The 15,728-nt window shown below is 70.6% G+C and carries 10 protein-coding genes; 6 read left to right on the forward strand and 4 right to left on the reverse strand.

The genetic code is table 11. The annotated features are described in order from the left end of the window. Positions 1–101 precede the first annotated feature (101 nt). The 6 genes from IEY61_RS09025 (at position 102) to IEY61_RS09050 (ending at position 8,890) form a co-directional block, all read left to right on the forward strand. Positions 102–1,814 (forward strand): ABC transporter family substrate-binding protein, encoded by a 1,713-nt coding sequence (locus IEY61_RS09025; protein WP_189042430.1) that lies wholly within the window; start codon positions 102–104, stop codon positions 1,812–1,814. After that, complete coding sequence (locus IEY61_RS09030) at positions 1,804–3,300, forward strand: ABC transporter substrate-binding protein (RefSeq protein WP_189042432.1); 1,497 nt, start codon at positions 1,804–1,806, stop codon at positions 3,298–3,300. Before IEY61_RS09025 ends, IEY61_RS09030 begins: the two co-directional genes overlap by 11 nt. Positions 3,301–3,387: 87 nt before the next feature. Continuing rightward, complete coding sequence (locus IEY61_RS09035; protein ID WP_189042434.1) at positions 3,388–4,878, forward strand: ABC transporter substrate-binding protein; 1,491 nt, start codon at positions 3,388–3,390, stop codon at positions 4,876–4,878. 26 nt (positions 4,879–4,904) lie between these two features. After that, entirely contained in the window at positions 4,905–5,894 is a 990-nt protein-coding gene (locus IEY61_RS09040; RefSeq protein WP_229705773.1) for an ABC transporter permease, read from the forward strand. After that, positions 5,884–7,845 carry a dipeptide/oligopeptide/nickel ABC transporter permease/ATP-binding protein gene (locus tag IEY61_RS09045; RefSeq protein ID WP_189042436.1) on the forward strand — a complete coding sequence of 654 codons (1,962 nt, stop codon included), beginning with the start codon at positions 5,884–5,886 and terminating at the stop codon, positions 7,843–7,845. The genes IEY61_RS09040 and IEY61_RS09045 overlap by 11 nt, the downstream gene beginning before the upstream one ends. A 58-nt stretch (positions 7,846–7,903) precedes the next feature. Then, positions 7,904–8,890 carry an ABC transporter ATP-binding protein gene (locus IEY61_RS09050; protein ID WP_189042534.1) on the forward strand — a complete coding sequence of 329 codons (987 nt, stop codon included), beginning with the start codon at positions 7,904–7,906 and terminating at the stop codon, positions 8,888–8,890. On the opposite strand, the gene IEY61_RS09055 is transcribed toward IEY61_RS09050, so the two are convergent. The 4 genes from IEY61_RS09055 to IEY61_RS09070 form a co-directional block, all read right to left on the reverse strand. Further along, positions 8,868–9,965 (reverse strand): serine hydrolase domain-containing protein, encoded by a 1,098-nt coding sequence (locus tag IEY61_RS09055; RefSeq protein ID WP_189042438.1) that lies wholly within the window; start codon positions 9,963–9,965, stop codon positions 8,868–8,870. The genes IEY61_RS09050 and IEY61_RS09055 overlap by 23 nt on opposite strands. A 187-nt stretch (positions 9,966–10,152) precedes the next feature. Beyond that, positions 10,153–13,779, reverse strand: coding sequence for a methionine synthase (gene metH, locus IEY61_RS09060; RefSeq protein WP_189042440.1), 3,627 nt, complete (start codon positions 13,777–13,779; stop codon positions 10,153–10,155). A gap of 228 nt (positions 13,780–14,007) precedes the next feature. Further along, positions 14,008–15,381, reverse strand: coding sequence for a cytochrome P450 (locus IEY61_RS09065; RefSeq protein ID WP_189042442.1), 1,374 nt, complete (start codon positions 15,379–15,381; stop codon positions 14,008–14,010). Between the two features lie 36 nt (positions 15,382–15,417). Continuing rightward, on the reverse strand, positions 15,418–15,687 hold the full coding sequence (locus IEY61_RS09070; protein ID WP_189042444.1) for an acyl carrier protein: 270 nt from the start codon (positions 15,685–15,687) through the stop codon (positions 15,418–15,420). Positions 15,688–15,728: the final 41 nt, after the last annotated feature.

Genomic DNA, 15,728 nt, shown 5'->3' on the forward strand with positions numbered 1-15,728 from the left:
ACCTCGGCTGGCCGACGTGGAACACGCGCCACCAGCGCATCATCCGTCTGATGCCAGCCCCCGCGCAGCACCACGCACGTCCACGTACCGAGAGGCCCCCCGTGTCATACCGAAACCCTCACCGCCGTCTTCGGGCGGCGACAGCCGCGCTCGCCCTGCTGTCCCTTCTCGCCGCCTGCACCGGCGGGACGGGGGGCGAGGACGTCGGTTCCGGCGTCCAGGCCGGGCAGGTCGACGCCAACCAGGCCAAGGTCGGCGACGGCGGAACGCTCGCCTACTCGATCGAGGTCGACGTCAAGAACTGGAACATCCTGCACGCCACCGGCGACGTCTTCGGCTACCGGCAGATCCTCAACCCCGTGCTCCCGCACGCGATGATCTCCCTGCCGGACTTCACCATGGCCAAGAACGACGCGCTGCTCACCGAGGCCAAGGTCGTCAAGGACTCGCCGCAGACCGTCGAGTACCGGATCCGTCCGGAGGCCACCTGGTCGGACGGCACGCCGATCACCGCCGACGACTTCAAGTACACCTGGCAGGTCCAGGACCCGCAGCAGTGCGCGACCTGCGAGCCGGCCACCCAGGCCGGGTACGACCAGGTCGCCTCGGTCACCGGCAGCGACAACGGCAAGACCGTCACCGTCGAGTTCAAGAACACCTACCAGCCGTGGCGGCTGATGTTCCCGCACCTGCTCCCGGCGCACATCGCCGCCCAGCAGGGCGACCTGGCCACGTCGTTCAACGACTACTTCAGCACCACCGTGCCGACCTGGTCCGGCGGGCCGTACCTGATCGACCAGTACGTGCCGAACCAGTCGGTCACCATGAAGAAGAACCCCAAGTGGTACGGCGAGGGCCCGCACCTCGACCAGCTCGTCTTCCGGATCCTCACCGACGAGCGGCAGGCCGTCACCGCGATGGCCAACAACGAGATCCAGGTCGTGGTGCCCCGTCCCACCCTCGACCTCGTCGAGCAGCTCAAGGGCATCAGCAACGTCACCACCTCGCTGGCCTCGGGGCTGGTCTACGAGCACCTGGACATCAACACCGCGCACCCGGCCCTGGCCGACGTCGCCCTGCGCCGGGCCATCTTCACCGCGGTCGACCGACAGGCGATCATCGACAAGACCATCGGCCAGTTCGCGGCCGGCACCAAGGCGCTCGGCAACCGCAACTTCATGCCCGGTCAGAAGCTGGAGGGCGTCGACGCGTACGTCGACAACGTGACCTCGGCGGGCCTCGGCGACGGCAACATCGAGGCGGCCAAGAAGGTCCTCACCGACGCCGGCTACGTGATCGGTGACGGCAAGCTCACCGACCCCAAGGGCAAGGCGGTGCCGCCGCTGCGGATGCGCTACAGCAAGGGCAACCAGGTCCGGCTGGACACCTCGGTGCTGATCCAGAACCAGCTCAAGCAGCTCGGCATCACGCTCCAGCTCCAGGAGACCGACAGCCTCGGCACCACGGTCAACACCGGTGACTTCGACCTGATCGTCTTCGGCACCAACCTGGACGTGATCCCGACCGCCACCGCCCAGTCGGTGTTCGGCTCGAAGGGCACCCACACCGGCTACCAGGACCAGGAGATCGACGGCTGGGTCAGCGAGGCCGCCCGCACCCTGGACCCGCAGCAGGTGATCGACCTGCTGAACAAGGTCGACGCCCGGATCAGCGAGCAGGCGGTGACGCTGCCGATCTACCAGACGCCGACCCTGATCGCGTACCGCAGCGACTTCGGCAACGTGCGCGCCAACCCGACCCGCTTCGGCACCAGCTACAACACCGAGCAGTGGGGCATCAAGAGTGACGGCTGACCACCGGCCCGGCCGGGACTTCATCGTGGAGGTCCCGGCCCCGGCCGTTGAATTCAACGAGGTCTACCGCAACTTCGTTGGCTCGGCCGGCTACTTCGTGGCGAACAACATCTACAGCCGGCTGGTCGTCTTCGACACCGGTTCCCCGGCGGCCTACCCGGATCTCGCCGAGCACTGGGAGATGGCGCCCGACGCCCGGACCCTGCGGTTCCAGCTCAACCGGAACGCCCGCTGGCACGACGGGGAACCGGTCACCGCCGAGGACGTCGCGTACACCCACCTGACCGCGCTGGCGCACGGCTACCACGCCGCGTCGTTCCTGCACGATGTGCAGGACATCGAGGTCCTCGGCCCGCACGAGCTGCGGTACGTGCTGCGGCGACCCAACGCCGGGTTCCTCGCCCAGCTGGGCAACCTGGTGTTCGCCCACATCCTGCCCAAGCATCTGTACGAGGGCACCGACTGGGCGACCAACCCGTACAACCAGCAGCCGGTCGGCTCGGGACCGTTCCGGTTCGTCGAGCACGTGCCCGGCGAGCGGGTGGTCCTGGAGGCGTGGGACGGGTACTGGGGCCCCCGCCCCCAGATCGACCGGGTCATCCTCGACATCGAACCCGACCTGGACGAGGCGGTCCGCAAGGTCGCCGACGGGCGGGCCCACTACCTGGTCCAGGACGTGCTCACCTTCCCCCGGCTGCACCTGGCCGAGGGGAGCACGACCGCCTCGGTGTGGCGCAAGCGCGGGCCCGGCGTCGCCGTGCTCAGCTTCAACCACACCCAGGACCGGTGGCGCGACCGGCGGGCCCGTGCCGCGGTCGCGCACGCCGTGGACCGTCGCCGGCTGGTCCCGCTCGCCGATCCCGGCTGGTCCGAGCCGTACGCCCATTACCTGCCGCGCAGCGTGGACTGGGCGTTCGCCGAGGACGCCACCGCGCCGGCGCACGATCCGGCGGAGGCGGTCCGGCTGCTGGACGCGGCCGGCATCACCTCGGCCGGTCGTCTGCCGGCACTGCGACTGGCGTACATGAAGACCTTCACCGGGCACGCCGGGATCGCCGCCGCGGTCGCGGAGGACCTGCGGGCCGTCGGGCTGGAGGTCGATGTGGTCGGCCTGGACTCGCCGACCTGGGCGCGGCAGGTCGGCCGGGACGCCGACTTCGACCTGACCATCAGCGGCGGCAACATGATCCCCGACCCGGAGATCACCGCCAGTCGGTTCGAGACCGGTGGCGGGCGCAACCATGCCCGGCTCTCCGACCCGGAGGCGGACGCCTGCTACGCGGCCGCCCGGGCCACCACGGACCGCAACGAGCGCGGCGAGCACTACCGGGAGCTGCAACGGGTCTGGGCCCGCAACGTCGACTGGGTGCCGCTGTTCTGGTACGCGGCCTACTACCTGCGCAGCGACAGTTTCTTTGGCTGGCCGGACCAGGTCGGCTTCCGGGTGCCGTTCTGGCACTGGGGCCGGATCCGGCCCGTGAACTGACCTACCGCCAGTCGCCCGGACAACCCGGGCGCTGACTTTCCCACCGGCCCGGGCATCCCCGGGCACCCACCACACCGAGGAGAGGTCTTGGACGAGTACATCGTCGTCGTACCCGAGGGCACGACCGAGATCAACGAGTCGTACCGCAACGTCGTCGGGGGCGCCGGCTACTTCGTCGCCAACAACATCTTCAGCCGCCTGGTCGTCACCGAGGTCGGCGGGGCCGCGTCCTACCCGGATCTCGCGGAGCACTGGGAGTGCCTGGACGGTGCCCGACGCTGGCGGTTCACCCTCAACCGCCACGCCCGCTGGCACGACGGCCAGCCGGTGACCGCCCACGACGTGGCCTACACCCACCTCACCGCGCTGGCCAACGGCTACCACGCCGCGTCGTTCCTGCACGGCATCGTCGACATCAAGGTGCTCGACGACCACCTGGTCGAGTACCACCTGGCGGAGCCCAACGCGGCCTTCCTCACCCAGCTCGGAAACTTCGCCGCCACCCACGTCCTGCCCAAGCACCTGTACGAGGGCACCGACTGGGCGACCAACCCGCACAACCAGCAGCCGGTCGGCTCGGGACCGTTCCGGTTCGTCGAGATGGAGCCCGGCGGGCGGATCGTGCTGGAGGCCTGGGACGGGTACTGGGGGCCACCGGCTGGCGTGGACCGGGTCACCATCGTGGTGGAACCCGACCTCGACGAGTGCGTACGGATGATCGCCGACGGCCGGGCGCACTTCGCCCCGCAGGACGTGCTGACCATGAAGCGGCTGCCGCTGGCCGAGGGCTCCGCCCACGCCACGGTGTACCGCGAGCGCGGCCCCGGCGTGGCGTTGCTGAGCTTCAACTACCGGCAGGAGCGGTGGGCCGATCGTCGGCTGCGGCTGGCGATCGCCCAGGCGGTGGACCGCAGCCGCCTGGAGCGCTTCGCGGAGCCCGGCTGGTCGGAGCCGTGGGCGAACTTCTTCCCAGGCAGCAGCTACGCCGTGGCCCGCGACGTCACCGCCCCCGGCCACGACGCGGCCGCGGCCGAGAAGCTGCTCGACGAGGCCGGCTACCCGCGCGGGGCGGACGGGCGCCGGCTGTCGCTGCGCATGTTCTACATGGCCACCTTCGACGGTCACGGCGGGCTGGCCCGCAGCATCGCGGAGGACCTCGCCGCGATCGGCGTGCACGTCGAGTTCGCAGGCCTGGACTCGGAGACCTGGGCGCAGCAGATCGGTCGGGAGGGCGACTTCGACCTGACCATCAGCGGCGGCAACATGATGCCCGACCCGGACATCACCGCCAGCCGGCTGCAGGGCGGCGGGCAGCGTAACCACCTCGCGCTGGCCAACCCCGACGCCGACGCCTGCTACGTCGCCGCCCGGTCGACCACCGACCAGGCCGAGCGGATCGCGCACTACCGGCGGTTGCAGGAGGTGTGGGCCCGGGACGTCAACGTGATCCCGCTCTTCTGGTACTGCATCTACCTGCTGCGCAGCAACGAGTTCTACGGCTGGGCCGACCAGGTCGACTTCCGGATCCCGTTCTGGCACTGGGGTCGGCTCCGGAAGATCACCGGCGGCGAAAGCTAACCGGCAGCGGCGCGGGAAGGTTCCTCATGGAGATCGTGGGCTTCGCCCTGCGGCGGTTGCTCGTCGCCATCCCGGTGCTGTTGGTGTCGACGTTCCTGATATTCCTGGCCGTCGCCAAGTCCGGTGATCCGCTGACCGAACTGCGGGAGCGACAACCGCCGGTACCGCCGCACACGATCGCCGCCGAGGAGGCACGGCTCGGGCTGGACCAGCCCGTGCTACAGCGGTACTGGAACTGGCTGACCGGGGTCATCCAGGGTGACCTCGGTCCGTCGGTGGACCGCAACGCCGACATCGGCATGGAGCTCGGCTCGCGCCTGGGCATCACGATGCGGTTCGTCCTCATCGCGATGCTGATCGCGGCCGTGCTGGCGATCCTGGTCGGGGTCGTCAGCGCGGTCCGCCAGTACTCCTGGCTCGACTACCTGTTCACCTCGACCGGCTTCCTGTTCCTGGCGATGCCGTCGTTCTGGCTCGCGGTGCTGCTCAAGCAGGGCGGCATCGAGCTGAACGCGCTCGCCGGCCAGACGCTGATCTACACCGTCGGCGACAGTTCGGTGATCCCGCCGCCCACCCTGGGCGGCCGGATCGCCGACCTCGCCGGCCACATGATCCTGCCGACCATCACCCTGGTGCTGATCAACTTCGCGGCGTGGAGCCGGTTCCAGCGCTCGTCGATGCTCGACGTGCTCGGCAGCGACTACGTCAAGCTGGCCACCGCCAAGGGGCTGCGGCGGCGCACGGTGCTGCGCAAGTACGCCCTGCGTACCGCGCTCACCCCGCTGGTGACGGTCATCGCGTTGGACTTCACCGCCGTGTTCGCCGGAGCGGTGGTCACCGAGACCGTCTTCCAGTGGCGGGGTATGGGCGACTACCTGCTGGAGTCCATCAACGGGCGGGATGTGAACGCGGTGATGGCGTGGCTGCTCGTCGCGGCGGTCGCGGTGGTCCTGTTCAACCTCTTCGCCGACATCCTGTACGCCGCTCTCGATCCGAGGATCCGCCGTGTCCGCTGACCCGCCACCGGTGCCCGCCACCGCCGCCACGCCCGGGCAGTGGCGCGCCGTCCTCGCCCGGTTCCGCCGGCACCGGCTCGCCGCCGCCGCGCTGGTGGTGCTCGTTCTCGTCGCGCTCTTCGCGTTCGTCGGCCCGTTGCTGTGGCGGTACGGCCACGACGAGATCACCCCCGACAACTCGCAGCCGCCGTCGGCGATCCACCCGCTCGGCACCGACTCGCTCGGCCACGACCTGCTCGCCCAGGTGATGCGGGGCACCCAGCAGTCGCTGCTCATCGCGCTCACCGTGGCGCTCGGCGCGGCGGTGGTCGGCACCGTGATCGGCATCGTCGCCGGCTACTACCGGGGCACCGTCGACGCGCTGCTGATGCGGCTGGTGGACCTGTTCCTCACCGTGCCGACGATCGCGGTCGCCGCCGTGCTCGGGCACAACTTCGCCGGCAGCGGTGGCGGCTGGGTCCTCATCGCGGTCGTGCTCGCCGCGCTGATGTGGACCAGCGTCGCCCGGGTGGTCCGGGGCGTCGTGCTCGGGCTGCGGGAACGGGAGTTCATCTCGGCCGCCCGCGCGTTGGGCTCCTCCGACCTGCGGATCATGGCGCGGCACATCCTGCCCAACGTGGCCGGCCCGATCATCGTCTCGGTGACCATCCTGGTCGCCACCGCGATCCTCGCCGAGACCGCGCTCTCGTTCATCGGGTTCGGGGTGCAGCCGCCGGACACCTCGCTCGGCCTGCTGGTGGCCAACGCCCAGTCCGCGGTCGCCACCCGGCCCTGGCTGTTCTACTTCCCGGGCCTGGTCATCCTGCTCATCGCGCTGTCCATCAACTTCATCGGCGACGGACTGCGCGACGCCCTCGACCCGACCCAGACCAAGGGGCCGCGCCGCCGCCGCTACCTGGCCCAGCCCGCGGCCCGCGCCGACGCCGTACCCGACGACGTGTTGCTGTCGGTCCGCGACCTGCGGGTGGTGTTCGCCGCCGACGGCGGCGACGTGCCGGCGGTCCGCCACCTCGACCTGGACCTGCGTCGGGGCGAGGTGGTCGGCCTGGTCGGCGAGTCCGGCTCCGGCAAATCGGTCAGCGCCGCGGCGATGATGGGGCTGCTTCCACCCACCGCCACCGTCAGCGGTTCGATCCGCTTCGCCGGCCAGGAACTCGTCGGGCTCGCCGAGCCCCGGTTCCGGCGGCTGCGCGGTAGCCGCATCGCCATGGTCTTCCAGGACCCGATGTCCTCGCTGAGCCCGGTGCACACCATCGGCGACCAGGTCGCCGAGGCGGTCCGCGTCCACCGGGGCTGTTCCCGGGCGGAAGCCCGGGAACGGGCCGTGGAACTGCTGGACACGGTGGGCATCCCGGACGCCCGCAACCGGCTCGGCGACTACCCGCACCAGTTCTCCGGCGGGATGCGCCAGCGGGTGGTGATCGCGATGGCGATCGCCAACGACCCCGACCTCATCATCGCCGACGAGCCCACCACCGCCCTGGACGTGACCGTGCAGGCCCAGGTGCTCGCCGCGCTGCGCGCGGTGCGGGAACGGACCGGCGCGGCGATCCTGATGATCACGCACGACCTGGGCATCGTGGCCGAGGTCGCCGACCGGATCGCGGTGATGTACGCCGGCCGGCTGGTCGAGGTAGGGACCGCCGCCGAGGTGTTCGACCACCCCGCGATGCCCTACACCCGGGGGCTGCTGGACTCGGTGCCCCGCATCGACCGGCCCGCCGACGAGGAACTGTGGGCGATTCCCGGCTCACCGCCGACGATGACCGCCCTGCCGGCGGGCTGCGCGTTCGCCCCGCGCTGCACGGTCCGTGTGCCGGACTGCTCGACCGTGGTGCCGGAACTGGTCCCGCTGACCGTTGGGCACCGGGCCGCGTGCCTGCGGCTCACCCCGGGCGGCGAGCCTCTGCCGGAGCCCGCCACCACCACGCCGATCCCCGAAAGGCCGTGACGATATGACTCCCCGCACGCCGCCGCGCGCCCCGGCCAGCGAGGGCGAACAGCACGTCATGACCGGCGAGGTGCTGCTGGAGGTCGAGGATCTGACCAAGCACTTCCCGATCCGGCGGGGCAACCTGATCCGCCGGTCGGCGGGGGTGGTCAAGGCGGTCGACGGCGTCTCGTTCCAGCTCCGCGCCGGTGAGACGCTCGGCGTCGTCGGCGAGTCCGGCTGCGGCAAGTCCACCCTCGCCAAGCTGCTCACCCGGCTGGAACAACCCTCCGGCGGGCAGATCCGCTACCGGGGGACCGACATCGCCGGGCTGCGCGGCCGGAAGCTACGCGACCTGCGCCGGCGCATCCAGGTCGTCTTCCAGGACCCGTACTCCTCGCTCGACCCGAGGATGACCGTCGGGCAGATCATCGCCGAGCCCTTCACCGTGCACGGTGAGCTGGGCACCGCCGACCGGCGCCGCCGCCGGGTCCAGGAACTGCTGGAGACCGTCGGTCTCAACCCCGAGCACGTCGACCGGTACCCGCACCAGTTCTCCGGCGGCCAGCGGCAGCGCATCGGCATCGCCCGCGCGCTGGCGCTCCAACCGGAGATCGTGGTCTGCGACGAACCGGTGTCGGCGCTCGACGTGTCGGTGCAGGCGCAGGTGATCAACCTGCTCCGCCGGTTGCAGCGGGACCTCGGCCTCGCCTACGTGTTCATCGCCCACGACCTGTCCGTGGTGCGGCACATCTCGCACCGGGTCGCCGTGATGTACCTGGGCAACGTGGTGGAAACCGGGACCGTGGCGGAAATCTTCGAGCGGCCGGCGCACCCGTACACCCAGGCGTTGCTCTCGGCGGCACCGGTGCCCGACCCGCACCACCGGCGCGAGCAGATCCTGCTGCTCGGTGACCCGCCCAGCCCGGTGAACCCGCCGAGCGGCTGCCGCTTCCGGACCCGCTGCTGGCAGGCGCTCGACGCCTGCGCGGAGGAACCACCGGCCCTGGTCGAACGCACCGCCGGGCACCCGGTGGCGTGCATCAACGAGCTGCCTCCTGGATGATCCCCAGGTCGGTGTAGACGGCGTCGACGAGGGCGTGCCGGCGGGTGACGGTCGGTACGTCAGCCAGCCGGCCGTTCCAGTACATCGCCATGACCACCTTGGCGTCCGGATCCACCACCAGGCTGGAGGTGTTGCCGCCCGCGTGGCCGTAGGCGCGGAACGAGCAGGCTCGACCCAGCAGGTGGGGCAGGGTCATGAACCCCAGGCCGTACGCGAAGTCGGTGTCCGACAGGACGCTGCGTACCGTGCCGGGCCAGTGCGTCGCGGTCAGCGCCTCGATGGTCGCCCGCCGGGCAACCTCGGTGCCGTCGGCGGCGCGACCGGTGAGCAGCGCCTCGCCGACCGCCCGCAGGTCGCGCATGCTGCCCCAGACACCGGTCCCCGGCAGCGGCAGTTGGGCTGCCATGACCATCTTCGCCAGCCCCACCTCCTCCTCGGGCGGCGCGATCGGCGCGACCGGCAGCGCCGCGTCGCCGTCCCGGTCGAGCCCGAGCGTCGCCGAGATGCCCAGCAGCGAGGACATGGACCGGTAGCTGTCGCCCGGGTCGGTCCCGTCGAGGGTGGTGAGCAGCCGGTCCAGAACGAACCAGTTCGTGATCGGGTTGTAGCTCATCGACGTGCCCGGCCGCTGCTGAGTCTCGGTGGCGCAGACGACCATCCAGACCAGCGCCTGCGCCTGATCCCAGTCCGGCATCTCCTGGCCGTCCGTGTCCAGGGCGAGGAGGGGATCCGGCACACCGGTGGTGTGGGTCAGCAGGTCCCGCACCCGAACGGTGTCCTTGCCGCCCTCGCCGTACTCGGGCAGGTGCTCGGCGACCCGGTCATCGAGGTCGAGACGGCCGCTCTCCCAGGCACGGGCGAACGCCAGCGCGCCGAGCGGCTTCGACGAACACGTCCAGGGCACCGGCGTGTCGGGGGTGATCGGTGCACCGAGACCGTTCTCACCGACGGCGATGTCGTGGTGGCGTCCCTCGTGCGAGATCGACAACTGGACACCGGTCTCGATGTCGTCGGCGATCTCCTTTTCGAACAGTGCGCGGACGTGCGGAAACGAGTCGAGCCTGTCGTCGGACACGACGCTTCCTCTCAGGCTGGAGGGACGGTCGACCTGGCATTGATCCATGCGGCTGAATGCTCAGTCTAGGGTCGGACACCCCGCGACAGGTGTCCACAGCGGATCATCCGACAACGGCCGACCCGCCCTGGTCGTGTTTCCGACAGCCGTCGGTCTCACTGCCGAAACAGACGGCGGCGGCCGTGGTTCACTCCGGGTCGTACGCCAGGTTGGGCCGCAGCCAGCGTTCGACCTCGCCGCGGTCCACACCGCGGCGGGCCGCGTAGTCGTCGACCTGGTCGAGGCCGATCCGGCCGACCGTGAAGTACCGCGACGACGGGTGGGCGAAGATGAGCCCACTGACGCTGGCCGCCGGAGTCATCGCGCAGGCGTCGGTCAGGCCGATGCCGAGGGCGTCGGCGCCCAGGAGCCGGAACAGGTCCCGCTTCTCGCTGTGGTCCGGGCTGGCCGGGTAGCCGAGCGCCGGCCGGATCCCGCGGAACCGCTCGGCGTGCAGATCCTCGATGAGCGGGTCGGCGTCGGGTTCGAACCAGTCGCGCCGGGCCTGGAGGTGGATGTGCTCGGCGAACGCCTCGGCGAGCCGGTCGGCGATCGCCTTGACCATGATGGCCCGGTAGTCGTCGTTGGCCTTCTCGTAGCGGGTGGCCAGCTCCTCGGCGCCGTGGATCGCCACCGCGAAGCCACCGAGGTGGTCCCCGCCGGGCGCGATGTAGTCGGCCAGGCAGCGGTTGGCCCGCCCCTCCGGCTTGACGGTCTGCTGGCGCAGCATCGGCAGGCGTACCGCCGGGTCGTCCAGGACGATGTCGTCGCCTTCCGCGTGGGCCGGCCAGAAGCCGTACCCGCCCCGCGCCTCGAGCGCACCCTCGGCGCAGATCTCGTCGAGCAGGGTGTTGGCGTCGTCGTAGAGTTCCCGCGCCACCGGCTGCTCCAGGATCGCCGGGAACTTGCCCTTCAGTTCCCAGGCCAGGAAGAGGAACTGCCAGTCGATCATCGCGCGCAGGGTGGCCAGCTCCGGCGTCACGGTGCGGATGCCCGTGAACGTGGGTACGGGCAGGTCGTCGAAGGGCACCCGCTCCGGGTTCTCGCGGGCCTGGGCCAGGGTGAGCAGTGGCTGGCGGCGGGCGGTGTGCTGCTCGCGGAGTCGCTCCTGTTCGGCCTGGGTGGTCGACGCGAACTGTTCGGCGCGGACCGGGTCGAGCAGTTCCGACACCACCCCGACGACCCGGGACGCGTCGAGCACGTGCACCGTCGTCGCGTCGTAGGCCGGGGCGATCCGGACCGCGGTGTGCTGCCGGGAAGTGGTGGCACCGCCGATCAGCAGCGGCAGCTTCATGCCACGGCGCTGCATCTCGGTGGCGACGGTGACCATCTCGTCCAGCGACGGGGTGATCAACCCGGACAGGCCGACCGCGTCGGCGCCCTCCGCCACCGCCGTGTCCAGGATCTTCGCGCCGGGCACCATGACCCCGAGGTCGATCACGTCGTAGTTGTTGCAGCCGAGCACGACGCCGACGATGTTCTTGCCGATGTCGTGCACGTCCCCCTTCACGGTGGCGACGACGATCCTGCCCCGGCTTCGACCGCGGGAGACCCGCCCCGCCCGCTCGGCCTCCTGCCGTTCCTTCTCCAGATGCGGCTCGAGGAAGGCGACGGCGCGCTTCATCACCCGGGCGCTCTTGACCACCTGCGGCAGGAACATCCGGCCCGATCCGAACAGGTCGCCGACGGTGCGCATGCCGTCCATCAGCGGGCCCTCGATGACGTCGAGGGGCCGGCCCAACTGCCCGAGTGCCTCCTCGGTGTCGGCCTCGACGAACTCGACGATGCCGTGCACCAGCGCGTGCTCCAACCGGTCGGCCACCGGGGCGTCCCGCCAGGACAGGTCCACCTCGCGGCGGGCGCCGGGGCCGCTGACCGCCGCGGCGAAGGACACCAGCCGGTCGGTGGCGTCGGGACGACGGTCGAACAGCACGTCCTCGACCAGGGTGAGCAGGTCGGTCGGGATGTTCTCGTAGACGGCCAGTTGACCGGCGTTGACGATGCCCATGTCGAGCCCGGCCCGTACGGCGTGGAACAGAAACGCCGAGTGCATCGCTTCGCGGACCACCTCGTTGCCCCGGAACGCGAAGGACAGGTTGGAGATGCCGCCGCTGGTCCGGGCACCCGGACAGCGCTGCTTGATCAGCGGAAGTGCGTCGAGGAACGCCTTCGCGTACCCGTTGTGCTCAGGGATGCCGGTGGCGACGGCCAGCACGTTCGGGTCGAAGATGATGTCCTCCGGCGCGAACCCCGCCTCGGTCACCAGCAGGTCGTACGCCCGCGCGCAGATCTCCACCTTCCGCTCGGTCGTGTCGGCCTGGCCCCGCTCGTCAAAAGCCATCACCACCACACCGGCGCCGTGGTCGCGGATGTACCGGGCCTGTTCCAGGAACGTCTCGACGCCCTCCTTGAGGCTGATCGAGTTGACCACCGCCTTGCCCTGCACGCAGGTCAGGCCGGCGGCCAGCACGCTCCACCGGGAGCTGTCGATCATCACCGGAATCCGGGCCACCTCCGGCTCGGTGGCGATCAGGTTGAGGAAGGTGGTCATCGCCTGTTCGCTGTCGAGCAGATCGGCGTCCATGTTGACGTCGAGCAGGTTCGCCCCGCCGCGTACCTGATCCAGCGCCACGCCCACCGCGCCCTGGAAGTCGTCGGCCTCGATGAGGCGCCGGAAGCGCGCCGACCCGGTGACGTTCGTCCGCTCGCCGATCATCACGAACCCGGTGTCCGGACCGATGGCGAAGGGCTCCAGCCCGCTGAACCGGGTGGCCGGCGGGTGCGCCGGCGGCTTGCGGGGTGGGAGCCCCGCGACGGCGCCCGCGACCGCCGAGATGTGCGTCGGGGAGGTACCACAGCAGCCGCCGACGATGTTGACCATGCCGGATCGGGCGAACTCGCCGAGCAGCCCGGCCGTCTGCTCCGGCGTCTGGTCGTAGCCGCCGAAGGCGTTCGGCAGGCCGGCGTTGGGGTGGCAGGCGACGTACGTGCCGGCGAGCCGGGCCAACTCCGCCACGTGCGGCCGCATCTCCGCCGCGCCCAGCGAACAGTTGACGCCCACGACCAGCGGCTCGGCGCGCTCGATCGACCGCCAGAACGCCTCCACGGTCTGGCCCGACAGCGTCCGGCCGCTCAGGTCGACGATGGTGACCGAGATCCACAGGGGCAGTTGCGGCGCCACCTCGCGGGCGGCGGCGAGTGCGGCCTTCGCGTTCAGGGTGTCGAAGATGGTCTCGATCAGCAGCAGATCGACACCGCCCTCGGCGAGTGCAGCGATCTGCTCCGCGTACGCGTTCTTGACCTGCTCGAAGGTCACCGCCCGGTAGGCTGGGTCGTCGACCCGCGGCGACAGCGACAGGGTCACGTTCATCGGCCCCACCGAGCCGGCCACGAACCGCCCGCCCACCTCGTCCGCCGCCTGCCGGGCCAACTGCGCGGCGCGCAGGTTCATCTCGTGGACGTACTCCTCCAGGCCGTAGTCCGCCTGGCTGATGCGGGTTGCGGTGAACGTGTTGGTGCTGGTGATGTCGGCCCCCGCCGCCAGGTACCGGCGGTGCCCCTCCAGGACCATGTCCGGCCGGGTCAGGCTCAGCAGGTCGGGATCGCCGGTCACGTCCCGCGGGTGGTCGACCAGCAGGTCGCCCCGATAGTCGGCGGCGGTGAGCCCGGCATCCTGGAGCATCGTGCCCCAGGCGCCATCCAGCACCAGGACCCGCTGCGCCATCAGCTCCTTCAGGGCCGGGGCAACGTTGTCACGGATGGACGACTGACTCATACGACACCTCAGCTAGTCGAAGACCCTCGGCTGGCGGGGTCGGACCGCACCGGCGGCTGGCGCCGCCGCGGACCGGACGGGAGGGACCGGATCGGGCAAGGCCCCCGAATGCCGCTTCGTCGCGACGTCTGCCGATCTTTCGGATTGTAGCCAGCCGGTCGCTTCGCCGAGCGGGCAAAGCGCCAGCGGCGCGCACGCGGTGCGGTTGCCGACAGGTGGTTGGTGGGGTCAGCCGGTGGGGCGGGCTCGTACGCTCCGTACCGTCACCGGTACACCGCCCCGGGGCCACATGGTGGCCACCCCGGTGGGCTGGACCGGCGGCCCGACGAGGGACAACTCGGTGCGACGGGCGAGCTCCGCGATCAGCGCCCGCAACTCCAGTTCGGCGAACGCCCAGCCGATGCACTTGCGGTAGCCGCCGCCGAAGGGAACGAAGCTGAACGGGGCCGGCTCCCGGTAGTCGGCTGCCGCGCTGTCCCATCTTTCGGGACGAAAGGTCAGCGGATCCGCCCAGTGCCGGGGCAGGCGGTGGGTCACGTACTGGGAGTAGAGAACCTTGCTGCCGGCGGGGATCAGCTCCCCGGCGAACTCGATGTCCTCGATCGCGCTGCGGCCGGTCAGTACGCCAGGAGTGTAGAGCCGCAGGATCTCCGACACCGACCAGCCGACGTAGGTCAGCTCACCGAGCAGCCCTGCGGTCAAGGGCCGGTCCCCGGCGACCCGGGCCACCTCGGCACGGATCCGGTCGTACACCTCGGGGTTGCTGAGCAGGGCGTAGACCGCCCAGCCGGCGGCCGAGCTGCTCGAGTCGTATCCGGAGGCGATCAGGCTGATCACCTGGTCGCGGACCTCCAGGTCGGCGAGCTGGTCCCCGTCGTCGGCGCAGGCGGCGAGCAGCGCGTCGAGGACGTCGCCCCGGTCATCCGGCTCGGCGCGTCGCTTGGCGATCTCCGCCCGGACGAGTTCGTCGACCCGACCCCGGGCGGCCATCGCACGGCGGTAGGCGGTGCCGGGCAGGTCGTGGTCGAAGCGGAGGAACGGCGAGCGGTTGATGTACTTCAGCGCCGTCTCCAGCTCCCGGCCGATCTGGTCGGTGTGGGCCTGAAGCCGGTCGCCGAAGAGCGACCGGATCGCGATCCGCCGGATGCACGAGCGGACGGCCGCGAAGGCGTTGACCGTGCCACCGACCGGCCAACCCTCGATCATGCGATGGATCTCGTCGACCATGACCGGGACGTAGCCCTCGATCCGGCGCCGGACGAAGGCGGGCCGCACCAGGGCCCGCCGCCGCCGGTGATCCTCCCCGTCGCTCACCACCATCGCTCGCGCGCCGACCACCGGGATCAACAGGCTGAGCACGTCCCGGGAGAGGAACCGTGGGCGGGCCGGGTTGTCGGTCAGCAGCAGCTGGTTGGCCTCGGCGCCGAAGAGCATCACGTAACGCTGTGACCCGAAGCCGAACGCGCACACCGGCCCGTAGCGGCGGTGCAGGTCGAGCAGGGCGTCGTAGGGACGACCCAGCAGGCCGCGGGCGTACCGTAGATGAGCCGGCCCGGTCGGCCCCGGCAGGCGTCGGCGCCGCTGCTCGGTCAACCCGGTCACGCCTCGGCTCCCCTCTCCGTGCTGCGCGGATTCCCGCTATGCCGGCTGCACCATCGTCGTGACGACCGCTTCGAGTGAAGCGAAAGTAGCAAATGTCTCACGGACGAGAAGATCGGCGGGAAACTGCGCGCCGAATGTCTCCTCGATATCGATCACCAGATCAATCGCCGACAGTGAGTCGAGCCCCAGATCGGGCAACGGCACCGTGGTCCAGTCCACATCGTCGGGAACCTTGCGCAGATGATTGACGACCACCGCGCGCAATCTGCCGTGAATCGCTGTCGCTGTCGCCTGCCCGTCGCTCATGAGCCCCCGTTTCCTATCGGTCACCGGCCGGGAAAAATGGG

Source organism: Micromonospora sonchi (assembly GCF_014646235.1).
Classification (GTDB): domain Bacteria; phylum Actinomycetota; class Actinomycetes; order Mycobacteriales; family Micromonosporaceae; genus Micromonospora; species Micromonospora sonchi.